Below are 13,773 nucleotides of genomic sequence, written 5' to 3'. Positions count from 1 at the left end.
AACTAAAATAATATAACAAGGAACTTATATAAAAAATTTATTATATATATAGTTCTAATATTAGAGTATTAATATACATAGTTACTTTCTATAAAAGCTAAATAAAAAATTATAAATTCAGTAACTTAGATTAGAACATATATATTAATTTATTTTTATTATTTCACTAATACTATGTTCTGAATACATTATTAGTATGTACTAAACTTTAATATGATATTAAAAATTTCAACTTATTTCTCACCTTACACTTGATATTTTTATCATATTTAACTATAGTATTTGTATATTGTATAATTGTAAAACAATAAATTAGGAGGGATTATCGTGTATAATATCGCAATAGTTGGGGCTACTGGAAATGTAGGTAGAAAGTTTTTAGAAATCTTGGAACAAAGAGATTTTCCAGTAAAAAATTTATATCTTTTCGCCTCTAAGAAATCTGAAGGTAAAATATTAAAATTTAAAGGAAAGGATTATTCTGTTGAGGAAACTTGTGAAAAGAATATAAAAGATAAAAATATAGATTATGCACTTTTTTCAGCAGGTGGAGATGCAAGTAAACAATTTGCACCTATATTTGCTTCATATGGTGCTGTAGTAATAGATAACAGTAGTGCTTGGAGAATGGATCCTGAGGTACCTCTTGTAGTACCTGAAGTTAATCCTGAAGATATAAAACTTCACAAAGGAATAATTGCAAATCCAAATTGTTCAACAATTCAAGCAATGCCTATTATGAAAGCTTTAAATGATAAATATGGAATTAAAAGAATAGTTTATTCAACTTATCAAGCAGTATCTGGAGCTGGTGTTCAAGCAATACAAGATTTAGAAGACGGACTAAAAGGAATCGAACCAAAAAAATTTCCATATCCTATAGCAGGTAATATATTACCTCATATAGATGTATTTTTAGATAATGGATATACTAAAGAAGAAGAAAAAATGATTAAAGAAACAAGAAAGATTCTTCATTGTCCTGATATGAAAATCACTGCTACTACTGCAAGAGTACCAGTATTAAACAGTCATAGTGAAAGTATAAATGTTGAGTTTAACTCACCATTTGAAATTGAAGATATTTTTGAATTATTAAGAAACACTAAGGGTGTAACTGTATATGATGATGTTAAGGAATTAAAATATCCTACACCACTTTTAGTTTCAGGAAAAGATGATGTTTATGTAGGTAGAATTAGAAGAGACTTCAGTGTTGATAATGGCCTAAACCTATGGGTTGTAGGTGATAACATAAGAAAAGGAGCAGCTCTTAATGCTATTCAAATTGCTGAAATAATGATCCAATCTAACAATTAATAATGGAGGAATTTAAATGTCAGTATTTGAAGGTTCAGGTGTAGCTATAATTACTCCTTTTGATGATAATGGAGTAAATTATGATAAGCTAAAAGATTTATTAGAGTGGCATATTGAAGAAGGTACAGATGCTATAGTTATTTGTGGTACTACAGGTGAAGCTACTACAATGACAGAAGAAGAAAAGAAAAAAACAATTAAATTTACTGTTGACGTAGTAAATAAAAGAATACCTGTAATTGCAGGTACAGGTTCAAACAACACTAACTCTGCTATTGAAATGAGTAAATATGCAGAAAGTGTTGGTGTTGATGGACTACTTGTAATTACCCCTTATTATAATAAAACATCTAAAAAAGGTTTATTGAAACATTTTACTGCCATAAATGATGCAGTAAAAACACCTATAATTCTTTATAATGTGCCAAGTAGAACTGGTGTAAATATTTCCCCTAGCGACTTAGTGGAAATATCTAAATTAAATAATATAGTTGCTATAAAAGAAGCTAGTGGCAATATAAGCCAAATAGTTGAAATGAAAGCATTATGTAAAGATAAAATAGATATATACTCAGGTAATGATGATCAAATAGTGCCTATTATGTCTCTTGGAGGCAAAGGTGTTATATCTGTTTTAGCTAATGTTATTCCTAAAGAAGTTCACGAGCTTACAACAAATTGCTTAAATGGTAAGTTTAGTGATGCTTTAAACATTCAGTTAAATAGATTATCTTTAACTAATACTTTATTTATAGAAACTAATCCTATCCCTATTAAAACAGCAATGAATCTTATGGGTTTAGAAGTTGGACCTTTAAGACTTCCACTTTGTGAAATGGATGATAACAATCTAGAAGTATTAAAAACTGTTTTAAAAGAAAATAAATTAATATAAGGTGATAAAATGATTAGAATAGTATTAAATGGTTGTTCAGGAAAAATGGGAAAAGTTATTACTGAGTGTGCAACTAAATTTAAAAATTTAGAAATAATTGCTGGAGTAGATAGATTTCCTTCTGAAACTTCTTATCCTATATATAAGAATACTGAAGAATTAAATATAGACTATGACGTTTTACTAGATTTTTCAAGAGCTGATGCTTTGCCAGGTTTAATAAATTTAACTGAAAAAACAAAAAAACCTTTAGTTATATGTTCAACTGGTTTTTCAAATGAAGATTTAGCTTTAATAGATGAAAAAAGTAAAACTCTACCTTTATTCCGTTCAGCTAATATGTCTCTTGGAATCAACCTATTAAATTCTTTATTAAGAAAAGTAGCACCACTTCTTTATGGTAGCTATGATATTGAAATAATTGAAAAACATCATAACCAAAAAGTTGATTCTCCAAGTGGTACTGCTGTATTACTAGCTGATACAATAAAGGAATCTATAGCAGAAGAAACTAAATTTGTATATGGACGTTCTGGTTCATCTAAGAGAGAAGAAAATGAAATTGGAATTCATGCCATTAGAGGTGGTTCTATAGTTGGAGATCATGATGTTATATTTGCTGGAAGTGGCGAAATAATAGAACTATCTCACAAAGCTATATCAAGAGAAGTATTTGCAATCGGCGCTTTAAAAGCTTGTGAATACATGGGAACTATATCTGACCCAGGCTTATATAACATGGATGATGTTATAGGTATAACTAAATAAATTTAAAGGATATTGAAATTCTTAAAATAGGAGGCTTATACGTCTCCTATTTTAATTATAAGAAGTGTCTATGTCACACCTAATTAATAATGACATTATTTCATTATTAATTTAAAAATGTCCTATTAAACTTAGATTTTATCGACCTTTAAATTTTAAAAATTTCTGTAAAACAAAAATAGACCTAAAATTAGGTCTATTTTTATATATTAATTATTTTCCTTCTATATATGCCTTATCAAAATATACGAATCCAAGTGGAGATACCCTAACATCTTTTACATAATTCTTTATTCCCTTAACATCTACTTTATAATATAAAGGAATTATTGGCATATCTTCTATTAACACATCTTCCGCTTGATGAAGTAATTCAAATCTTTTTTCAGGACTTTGTTCTAATCTTGCAGAATCTATTAATTTATCATATGCTTCATTCTTATATTTAGCTACATTCATTCCAGAATCACTTTGCCACATTTCTAAGAATGTCATAGGATCTATATAATCTCCGTTCCATCCATGTCTTCCTATTTCATATTGACCTGAAGTTCTTGTAGTTTGATATACTTTCCATTCTTGACTTTGAAGTTGAACATTTATTCCTAAATTATTCTTCCACATATCTTGAACAGCTTGTGCTACATTAGTATTTGGCTCCTCAGGATTATAAGTAAATACCAATGTTGGGAAACCTTCTCCATTTGGATATCCAGCTTCTGCTAATAATTTCTTAGCTTCTTCTAAATTACCCTCTGGTTTAAAATATTCTTTCGAAGCAAAGTCTTTTCCATTTCCTTCTACTATTCCTGGTGTAACAAAACTATGAGCAGGTGTTTCTCCACCTTTTAATACATTTTTAACAAGAGATTCTCTATCTAGTGCAAGGTTTAATGCTTTTCTTACCTTTTTATCTGACAATACTTTTGCTGCATTTGGATCAATAGCAGTTGTTTTTGCTGTATCAAGATTTATAACAAAAAAGTAATTAGCTACAGTTTTAAATGATTGAGCACTTCCATCAGCTAATGCAGTTTCTATTTCTGAAGTTGGAAGTTTATCTACCATATCAAACTCACCTGATTTATAGCCTGCCCATGCAGAAGTAAATTCTGTAACAAGTTTAACATCTACCTTATCAAGTTTAACAGAATCTTTTGAATAATATTCTGGATTTTTTTCTAATAAAATTTGATCTTTTATTTTGTAATCAGTAATTTTAAATGGTCCATTTGAAACATAAGTTTCAGCCTTATTTGCCCATTCTGCATTACCCTCAACTAAAGTTTTATTCACTGGAAAATAACAAGGAAATGCTGTTAATTCCAAAAAGTATGAACATGGTTGGTTTAAAGTAACCTCTAATGTTTTATCATCAATAGCTTTAACCCCAACATTGTCTATACTTCCTTTATTTTTATTATACTCATCTGCACCTTTAATATATGACATTTGATAAGCATACTCTGCAGCTATTTGTGGATTTAATACTCTCTTCCAGGCATATTCAAAATCGTTAGCTGTAACCGGATCTCCATTTGACCATTTACTATCTCTTAAATGAAAAGTATAGATAGTTCCATCTTTTGATATATCCCATGATTCTGCCATTCCTGGAATAGCTTTATCGTTATTATCTAATTTACATAAACCCTCAAAAACATTTTCTAATACTATGCCTCCATCAAGAGATGCATTTAACGCTGGATCTAATGTTTTAGGATCAGCTGCTAAATTATATGTTAAAACTTGTCCAGATGAATTTTTAGATCCTCCTCCACATCCAGTTAATACTGAAACTCCTAAAGTTAATGCTAAAGATATAGCACACAACTTCTTAAGTTTGCTTAATTTCATTATTTTTCCCCCTTAAATTATAAATATAGTTTATTTATAATATTTAGTAAATTCAACGTATCATTCTCTCTGGCAGATAGCATCTGTAATAGTCATATTTATCTAGCTATGAGTATTACAGTAACACACTCTCAAATAATATAGTTTCTAATTTAAATAAAGAAACATATACAATCACAGATAACGGTTGCATAAAACTAAATACTTTTTATCTATAGATATTTGTATTTTTATATATTTATACTCTCTACTTTTACAAATAAGGCACATGAAATAAAATAATAGACCAAAGAGGCGTTGTATATTCTATGTCAGACAAGGAAACAAATTCAGCTAATAGTGAGCTATTAACTAAATTTGCTGACGCAGTATGACGCAAAATAGACGAGCATACTGGTCTATTATTTTTTTGAATGTGCCTAAATTAAAAAGCTTATATTTATAAAGAGTGATTTCTAAATTTTATGTATACTTTAATATTTTCTACATAAAACTTAGAAATCTGTTATATTACTTTGTAATATATTAACTAATCATATAAATGACATGCTACAAAATGTCCTGGTTTAACTTCTTTTAATTCAGGATCAACCTCACTACAAATAGGTTTTGCATATCTACATCTACCTTGGAATCTACATCCTGGTGGTGGATCTATAGGAGAAGGAATATCTCCTTCTAATATTATTCTATTATTATTTTTTGCTATATCCGGATCAGGTATAGGTACTGCTGATAAAAGAGCTTGTGTATACGGATGCAATCCTTCAGAATAAACAGTATTACTTTCTCCTTTTTCTACCATTCTTCCTAAATACATAACTCCAATATGTGTCGATATATGTTTAACCATTGAAAGGTCATGTGCAATAAATAAATATGTTAATCCTAATTCTTCTTGAAGTTCTTCAAGCATATTTATAACTTGAGCTTGAATTGAAACATCAAGTGCTGATATTGGTTCATCACATACTATTAAAGATGGTTGAACTGCTAACGCTCTTGCAATACCTATTCTTTGTCTTTGACCACCTGAAAATTCATGTGGATATCTATTTATATGATCACTTGCAAGACCAACTTTTGATAAAAGGCTTCTAATTCTTTCAGTTCTTTCTTCACCTTTATATAAATTATGAACATCTATAGCCTCTCCAATTATATCTCCAACAGTCATTCTTGGATTTAATGAAGCATATGGATCTTGGAATATCATTTGTAATTCTTTTCTTAAAGGAACCATTTCCTTAATTGAATAATTAGTTATATCTTTTCCCTTAAATATTATTTTTCCTGCTGTAGGATTATACAGTTTTAATATAGTTCTTCCTGTTGTTGTCTTACCACAACCTGATTCTCCTACTAAACCTAATGTTTCACCTTTATTTATTGTAAAAGAAACTCTATCTACAGCTTTAACATAGCTTTTCCCCTTAAATAGTCCTTTATTAACCGGAAAATATTTACATAAATCTTTTACTTCTAAAATTACTTCATTCTTATTTTCCACTATCTTTCCCTCCTTATAGGTGATTCAACCGTTGGTGCATTTTCATGACATAACCAACACGCAACTTTATGATTCTCTCCTACTTCAAAGTGTGGAGGTTGTTTTTGAAGGCAAACTTTCATTGCATATTCACACCTAGCAGCAAATGGACATCCCACTGGTGGTTTTAATAAATCTGGTGGTTGACCTTCTATAGGTTTAAGTTTTTCTTTTTTATTTTCTTTTGGATTTGGTACACTTCTTAATAATCCCCAAGTATACGGATGTCTTCCTCTGTAGAATATATCTTCAGTAGAACCTGTTTCTACTACTATTCCACCATACATTACATTTATTCTACTACATAAATCTGCAACAACTCCTAAATCATGAGTTATTAATATAATTGAAGTATTAAGTTTATCTTTTAAATCTTTCATTAAATCTAAAATTTGTGCTTGAATTGTTACGTCTAATGCTGTTGTTGGTTCATCCGCTATAATAAGCTTTGGCTTACAAATTAAGCTCATAGCAATCATTGCTCTTTGTCTCATACCACCTGAAAATTCATGGGGATATTGTTTCATTCTTTTTTCAGGACTTGGTATACCAACTAAATTTAACATTTCAATCGCTTGTTTTTTTGCTTCTGATCTACTCATAGATCTATGTTTTAATAGTGGCTCAATTAGTTGATCTCCAATTGTATAAACTGGATTTAATGATGTCATAGGATCTTGGAATATCATCCCTATTTCATTTCCTCTAATATGTTCCATTTCTTTTTCTTTTACATTAGAAATATCTTTTCCATCAAAATGTATTTCTCCACCAACAAGCTTTCCATTGTCAGCTAATAATCTCATAATAGACATCATTGTAACACTTTTACCACAACCTGATTCTCCTACTATTCCTAAAGCTTCTCCTTTATCTAAATAAAAAGATACACCTCTTACTGCATGTACTTCACCTACATTAGTTTTAAAGGAAGTTCTTAAATCTTTTACTTCTAATAACTTTTCCATTACTCTTCCCCCTATCTCTTGTTCTTAGGATCTAATGCATCGCTTAATCCATCACCAAAAAGATTAAATGCCAATATAATTAAACAGATTGCTACTGCTGGGAATAACAATTGATAAGGATATTGATAAATAGCTTTCATTGCTTCATTAGCTAAAGTACCCAATGATGCTTTAGGTGGAATAAGACCTAATCCTATAAAGCTTAAAAATGCTTCTGTAAAGATAGCTTGAGGTATTAATAATGTCATTGTAACCATTATAGAACCAATACAGTTTGGTATTAAATGTCTAATTAATATTCTAGTATTTGAAGCTCCAAGTGCTTTTGCTGCAAGAACAAATTCTTGTTGCTTTAATTGAAGTACATCACCTCTTACTATTCTAGCCATTCCAATCCAATAAGAGATAGAAAGAGCTATTATTATTGTAGAAAGACCACTTCCTGCACTTCCTGGCTTATTTAAAATAGCCATTAAAATTATTACATATATAGTTAACGGAATAGAATATAAAACATCAACTATTCTCATCATTATATTATCAACTTTTCCGCCCAAAAATCCTGATATTCCACCATATAATACTCCGATAAATAAATTAATAAATGCTGCTGCTATACCAATTATTAAAGAATATCTAGATCCATAAAATACTCTTACAAATATATCTCTTCCTAACTGGTCTGTTCCAAACCAATGTTCTGATGAAGGTTTTAAATTAGCTAAATCTAATCTTGTTTCTGAATAATTAAAACTAGATACCCATGGGACTATAAATGCTGCTCCTATAATTAATATTATTGCTATTAATGATATTAATGCCATCTTATTACTTTTTAATCTATTCCATGCATCTTTCCAATAACCAATACTAGGTCTTATAACCACATCGACCTTTTTTTCTTCTTCAGTTAGAGGAGTAAATAAGTCCTTTTCTAAAATTATTTCTTGTTCCATATCTTCTCTCCCCTTCTTTCTAGACTTCTACATCTTCTAATTTTATTCTTGGATCAATTACTACATACATAATGTCTACTATAAAATTAAACATTATTAGCATTGTACAATAGAATACTGTAACTCCAAGTAGCATAGTATAATCTCTATTTGTAACAGATTGTACAAATTCATTACCTAATCCCGGAATAGCAAATATCTTTTCTACAACGAAACTTCCTGTTAAAATACTAGCTATTAAAGGTCCAATATATGTAACTATTGGAATTAATGAATTTCTTAATGCATGTTTTAAGATAACAGTGCCTCTACTTAATCCTTTAGCTTTTGCTGTTCTTATATAATCAGACTTTAAAACATCTAATAACTTGTTTCTTGTAAGTCTTGTAATAAAAGCCATTGATCCTAATGATAATGCTATAACAGGCATAATATAATGTTTCCAACTACTAAATCCTGTTGCTGGTAATAATCCTAACTCTACAGTTAAGAAGTATATTAAAACAGCTCCTATTACAAAACTTGGTATAGTTATTCCTAAAGTTACTAAAAGCATAATAAGAGAATCTGCCCATTTACCTTTTTTAAGTGCCGCAACAATCCCTAGTCCTACTCCAACAATAACTGATGAAGCTACACTTACTAGACCAATTTTTGCTGATGCTGGAAATGAATAAGATATTGTATCTGATACCTTTCTTCCTTTAAAAGTCATGGATTCACCTAAATCTCCTTTAACTAAGTTTTTCATATACATTGTATATTGCTCCCCTAGTGGCTTGTCCATGCCATATTTTGCTTCCATATTAGCTCTAATTTCAGGTGTTAATTTATCACTATCAAATGGACCACCAGGCATAAGTCTCATTAGAAAAAATGTTAATGTTATAACAACCCATATTGTTAATATACTTGCTAACAATCTTTTCCCGATATATTTTAGCATCTTTCTCTCTCCCTTGTTATAAAATTCGAATTTTCTTTTTTAGTCTATTTATTTAATAATTATATAATAATATTAAATTTTGTCAATAAATCATAACTTGTAAGGCTCTTTATTTAACAATATAATAATGAAAACCATTCATAATAATACCTCTCAAACCGTGTATTTCCCTCAAATACAAATGTATTTCTCATTACTAATCAATTATTTTTATCCGAATTTAATTGATATATTAATTAAATTTAGTTTGCTTATCTATATTTTTAAAAACTAACAGTATTATTAATTATTTTTTTATCAATTTAGCTATATTTCAATTAACAATTAATAACTTATTTCTTTATAAATATCATTTTTTTATTATTCTTTATATATTTTCCATAAAAGTATATATCTATCGTTAAAAATTATACTTTCAATATTTAACAATCAAGAGTTAATGCTTATTTAAATTACATAAATATTATTGTTTTTAGATATAACATTTATTGTGTAACCCCTAACATAAATATAGTTATTTAATGATGTCTAAAATTAATTTATAAAAGCAATATAATAATACTATGTATAATATATAAATAAAAAAATCGCCAAGGCGACTGTGGAGCCGTCAATTTTTTTTACGCATCTGCCTTTTCGAACGTATGTGAGAAAAATCTAGCAGGCGAATATATTTTCTTTTTATTCTTTAGGTTTTATTTCTTAATCTTTAAGCAATAATATAATCTAAGTTATCCACAGATTTTAAAATATATAATTTCCTAAAGAATAAAAAAATCGCTTCGAATATATAGAGAATTAACTCTATATATTCTATTGAAGCAATTTAGAAATAACTTACTTTCCTTCTATATATGCTTTATCAAAGTATATAAATCCTAATGGAGATACTCTAACATCTTTAACATAATCCTTTATACCTTTTGGATTAGTATAATAGTATACAGGAATTATAGGCATATCTTCCATTAATACATCTTCTGCTTGATGCATTAAATCAAATCTCTTTGTAGCATCTTGCTCTGTCTTTGCTGATTTAATTAATTCATCATATTTAGGATTATTATATCCTGCATTATTTTGTCCTGAAGTACTAATCCACATTTCTAAGAATGTCATTGGATCTACATAATCTCCAATCCATGCATGTCTTGCTATTAGATATTCCTTATTATCTCTTGTTTTTTGGAATACTTTCCATTCTTGACTTTGAAGCTCAATATTTATTCCTAAATTATTTTTCCACATATCTTGAACAGCTTGAGCAATTGTTCCATGACCACTTTCAGGATTAAAACTTAATACTATTGAAGGGAACCCTTCTCCATTTGGATAACCTGCTTCAGCTAATAATTTTTTAGCTTCTTCAATATCTCCTTCTGGCTTAAAGTATTTCTTTCCTGCAAAATCTTTTTCATCTTTTCCTTTAATTCCTTCTGGAACAAAGCTATAAGCTGGTATTTGTTCAGCTTTAGTTACATTTTTAACTAATGATGGTCTATCTATAGCAAGTGCTAACGCTTTTCTTACCTTTACATCAGATAAAACTTTTGCAGCTTCTGGATTTATTGATTTAGCTTTTTCAGAAACATTAACACAATAGAAATATGTTCCTAATTGATCAAATATTTTAGCTGTCCCATCCTTAACTGCTGTTTGAACTTCTGATAACGGTACAACATCTACCATATCGAATTGTCCTGATTGGTAACTTGCCCATGCTGATGTTTCTTCAGTAACAAGCTTCATATCAACTTTATCTAGTTTAACTTTATCCTTATCATAATAATTTTCATTTTTATCTAATACTATTTCATCTTTTATAGCATATTTTGTAATTTTAAACGGTCCATTTGAAACATATGTTTCAGCATTATTAGCCCATTGAGCATTTCCTTCAACTAATTGTTTATTTACTGGAAAATAACATGGAAAAGCTGTTAATTCTAAGAAATATGAACATGGTTCTTTCAAAGTAACTTCTAATGTCTTATCATCTATAGCTTTAACTCCAATATCATCTATAGTATCTATTTTACCATCTCCATTAAGGTCTTTTGTTTGGTTGAATTCATCAGCACCCTTTATATATGACATTTGATATGCATACTCAGCAGCAGTCTTAGGATTTATTACTCTCTTCCAAGCATATTCAAAATCTGCTGCTGTAACAGGTTCTCCATTTGACCATTTATTATCTCTTAAATGAAATGTATAAACTGTTCCATCTTTAGAAATATCCCATTTTTCTGCTACTCCTGGAATTGCTTTATCATTCTCATCTAATTTGCATAGTCCCTCAAAAGTGTTTACAAGTACTATAGCTCCATCCACTGCATTATTTAATGCAGGATCTAAAGTTTTGGGATCAGCATTCAAATTATAGGTAAGAACTTGACCACCTTTTTCCGCTGCTTTTTTGGCTGTTCCACCACAACCTGCTAAAACTGAACTCCCTAAAGTCAACGCTAAAGTTATAGCACACAGCTTTTTAATTTTACTTTTTTTCATTATTATTACCCTCCTTTTTATTTAACCGACATAATAATCATCTTTATTTTGAACCCCAAGAAATTATTAATATCATTTTTTAATTTTTAATAGTTAATATTTATTAAATTATATAATATTTTAGACTTTTGTCAAACAATTCCCCTATTATCAAATTATTATTTAACACATTAATAATAACAATTTATCAAAAAACACTTGATTTATTATATTTTATTTTAAAATCGGCTTATTTTTCTTATATTTTTATTCAGTTTAATATTTTTTTATAAAAAAATTATTACAAAATCTACTAATAATTCATTATTTTTTCAGATATATTAATTAAAAATTTAATAATTTTCTATATCCTAAAATTTATATTTAAAAAACTTTATTTATTTTTATGTTTAATATTTTATTTCTCAAATCTTTACTTATACAATCCCATAAAGAATAAAAAAAAATGTATTAAATATCTATATATATAAATATTTAATACAAAATATACTATAAGGCACTGTAAAATAAATAATTAATTAAAGATTTGTAGCATTTTTTGAACTATACAAGAAAGTAAATGCAGTTAATAATACTACTATTAGCTGTATTTGGTGATGCAGTATAGTGCACAAAAGAGAGGAATACTGACTAATTATTTATTTTGAGCTACCTAATGCTTTTATAAAATTTTCTAATCTATTAAAAGCTTCCGTTAATACATCATCTGAATAGCAATATGATATTCTCATATAACCTTCTCCAAGCTCTCCAAATGCACTTCCTGGTACACAAGCTACTTTTCCTTCTCTTAATAATCTCGTACAAAATTCTTCAGAAGACATATTAAACTTTTTTATTGATGGGAAAATGTAAAAAGCCCCTTTAGGATTCACTACATCTATTCCAATTTCATTTAATCTTTTAATACAATAATTCTTTCTCTTTTCAAAAGTATTTTTCATTTTTTCAACATCCTCAAGGCAACTTTTTAAGCCCTCTAAAGCTCCCCATTGAGATATTGATGTTGCACATGATACTGCATATTGATGTACTTTTATTAATTCTTTCATAAGTTTATCACTACATGCAAAATATCCTATTCTAAGACCTGTCATTGAAAATATTTTTGAGAATCCACTTACATATATTACTTTTTCTTTTATTTCATCACTTTGAGCTACTGAATAATATTCATCAAAGATTATTGCGGAATACATTTCATCTGTAATTACAATAATATCATTTTCTTTTATTAAATTTATTAAATCATCTCTTTGTTCTTTAGATAATATAGCCCCTGTTGGATTTGATGGAAAAGAAAGAAGTAAATACTTAATATTCTGTTCATCTATTTTTTTCTTAATCTCATCTATATTCAATGTGAAATCTTCATTTAAAGAATAATTTATTATATTCGCTCCTATTATATTTGATATACTTTCATATGCTGGATAAGCAGGTGATGGAATTAAAATTTTATCTCCCTCATTTATAAGTGCAGATAATACTATATATAATCCCTCACTTCCTCCCACCGTTATACAAATTTCGTCTTTATTATAATTAATATTAAACTTTCTTAAGTATTTACTTATTTCCTCTCTTAACTCTTCAATTCCTGCATTTGATGTATATGTAGTTTTATTTTCCTCAATTGATTTAATCATTGATTTTTTTATATTCTCAGGCACATTAAAATCAGGTTGCCCAAGTGTTAAAGATATAGCACCTTCAACTTTTTGAACTTTTTCATAGAATCTTCTTATCCCTGAAATTTGCACATTTTTTACTCTTTTATTCATATTTTATATCTCCCTCTTAAATTTTATTTCATATTCTATTACTTATATAAGGCACATAAAATTGAACGTGCCTTATATCCATACTTTTATACGTGAGAGCCCCAAAATGATATACTGATTTATTTTCTTAAAACTCACCTTGTCTTACTAATATTTTATATCTTGTTTCTCCAACTTAATTAATGAATACATATGAGTAGACCTATTTTTTATAAGACT

At 28.3% G+C, this 13,773-nt stretch carries 10 protein-coding genes; 3 read left to right on the top strand and 7 right to left on the bottom strand.

Annotated features, from left to right (window positions below; translation table 11 throughout):
- Positions 1–327: 327 nt before the first annotated feature.
- From ACYUET_RS00860 to dapB, 3 genes are read left to right on the top strand one after another with little or no spacing between them, the layout of a single operon-like run.
- A complete protein-coding gene (locus tag ACYUET_RS00860) occupies positions 328–1,320 on the top strand; it encodes an aspartate-semialdehyde dehydrogenase (RefSeq protein WP_460277171.1) in 993 nt (330 codons plus the stop codon).
- 16 nt (positions 1,321–1,336) lie between these two features.
- Positions 1,337–2,215 carry a 4-hydroxy-tetrahydrodipicolinate synthase gene (dapA, locus tag ACYUET_RS00855; protein ID WP_460277169.1) on the top strand — a complete coding sequence of 293 codons (879 nt, stop codon included), beginning with the start codon at positions 1,337–1,339 and terminating at the stop codon, positions 2,213–2,215.
- Between the two features lie 9 nt (positions 2,216–2,224).
- Positions 2,225–2,983: a 4-hydroxy-tetrahydrodipicolinate reductase gene (gene dapB / locus ACYUET_RS00850; protein ID WP_460277168.1), complete on the top strand. Its 759-nt coding sequence runs from the start codon at positions 2,225–2,227 to the stop codon at positions 2,981–2,983.
- 213 nt (positions 2,984–3,196) lie between these two features.
- On the opposite strand, the gene ACYUET_RS00845 is transcribed toward dapB, so the two are convergent.
- From ACYUET_RS00845 to ACYUET_RS00815, 7 genes are all read right to left on the bottom strand, one after another.
- Complete coding sequence (locus tag ACYUET_RS00845; protein WP_460277167.1) at positions 3,197–4,840, bottom strand: peptide ABC transporter substrate-binding protein; 1,644 nt, start codon at positions 4,838–4,840, stop codon at positions 3,197–3,199.
- Positions 4,841–5,369: 529 nt separating this feature from the next.
- Positions 5,370–6,350 carry an ABC transporter ATP-binding protein gene (locus tag ACYUET_RS00840; RefSeq protein ID WP_460277166.1) on the bottom strand — a complete coding sequence of 327 codons (981 nt, stop codon included), beginning with the start codon at positions 6,348–6,350 and terminating at the stop codon, positions 5,370–5,372.
- Entirely contained in the window at positions 6,350–7,357 is a 1,008-nt protein-coding gene (locus ACYUET_RS00835; protein ID WP_460277164.1) for an ABC transporter ATP-binding protein, read from the bottom strand. Before ACYUET_RS00835 ends, ACYUET_RS00840 begins: the two co-directional genes overlap by 1 nt.
- Before the next feature lie 11 nt (positions 7,358–7,368).
- On the bottom strand, positions 7,369–8,313 hold the full coding sequence (locus tag ACYUET_RS00830; protein WP_460277162.1) for an ABC transporter permease: 945 nt from the start codon (positions 8,311–8,313) through the stop codon (positions 7,369–7,371).
- Between the two features lie 19 nt (positions 8,314–8,332).
- A complete protein-coding gene (locus tag ACYUET_RS00825) occupies positions 8,333–9,259 on the bottom strand; it encodes an ABC transporter permease (protein WP_460277160.1) in 927 nt (308 codons plus the stop codon).
- 837 nt (positions 9,260–10,096) lie between these two features.
- Complete coding sequence (locus tag ACYUET_RS00820) at positions 10,097–11,770, bottom strand: peptide ABC transporter substrate-binding protein (RefSeq protein WP_460277159.1); 1,674 nt, start codon at positions 11,768–11,770, stop codon at positions 10,097–10,099.
- Positions 11,771–12,408: 638 nt separating this feature from the next.
- A complete protein-coding gene (locus ACYUET_RS00815) occupies positions 12,409–13,554 on the bottom strand; it encodes a pyridoxal phosphate-dependent aminotransferase (RefSeq protein WP_460277158.1) in 1,146 nt (381 codons plus the stop codon).
- Between the last annotated feature and the right edge of the window lie 219 nt (positions 13,555–13,773).

It is taken from the genome of Clostridium sp. CTA-5 (assembly GCF_054768135.1).
This window is presented reverse-complemented; position numbering and strand designations above follow the sequence as displayed.

Bases quoted from the DNA above. Each gene is read 5' to 3' on its own strand.
- dapA (WP_460277169.1), top strand. From the start codon at position 1,337: ATGTCAGTATTTGAAGGTTCAGGTGTAGCTATAATTACTCCTTTTGAT.
- dapB (WP_460277168.1), top strand. From the start codon at position 2,225: ATGATTAGAATAGTATTAAATGGTTGTTCAGGAAAAATGGGAAAAGTT.
- ACYUET_RS00845 (WP_460277167.1), bottom strand. From the start codon at position 4,840: ATGAAATTAAGCAAACTTAAGAAGTTGTGTGCTATATCTTTAGCATTA.
- ACYUET_RS00835 (WP_460277164.1), bottom strand. From the start codon at position 7,357: ATGGAAAAGTTATTAGAAGTAAAAGATTTAAGAACTTCCTTTAAAACT.
- ACYUET_RS00830 (WP_460277162.1), bottom strand. From the start codon at position 8,313: ATGGAACAAGAAATAATTTTAGAAAAGGACTTATTTACTCCTCTAACT.
- ACYUET_RS00825 (WP_460277160.1), bottom strand. From the start codon at position 9,259: ATGCTAAAATATATCGGGAAAAGATTGTTAGCAAGTATATTAACAATA.
- ACYUET_RS00820 (WP_460277159.1), bottom strand. From the start codon at position 11,770: ATGAAAAAAAGTAAAATTAAAAAGCTGTGTGCTATAACTTTAGCGTTG.
- ACYUET_RS00815 (WP_460277158.1), bottom strand. From the start codon at position 13,554: ATGAATAAAAGAGTAAAAAATGTGCAAATTTCAGGGATAAGAAGATTC.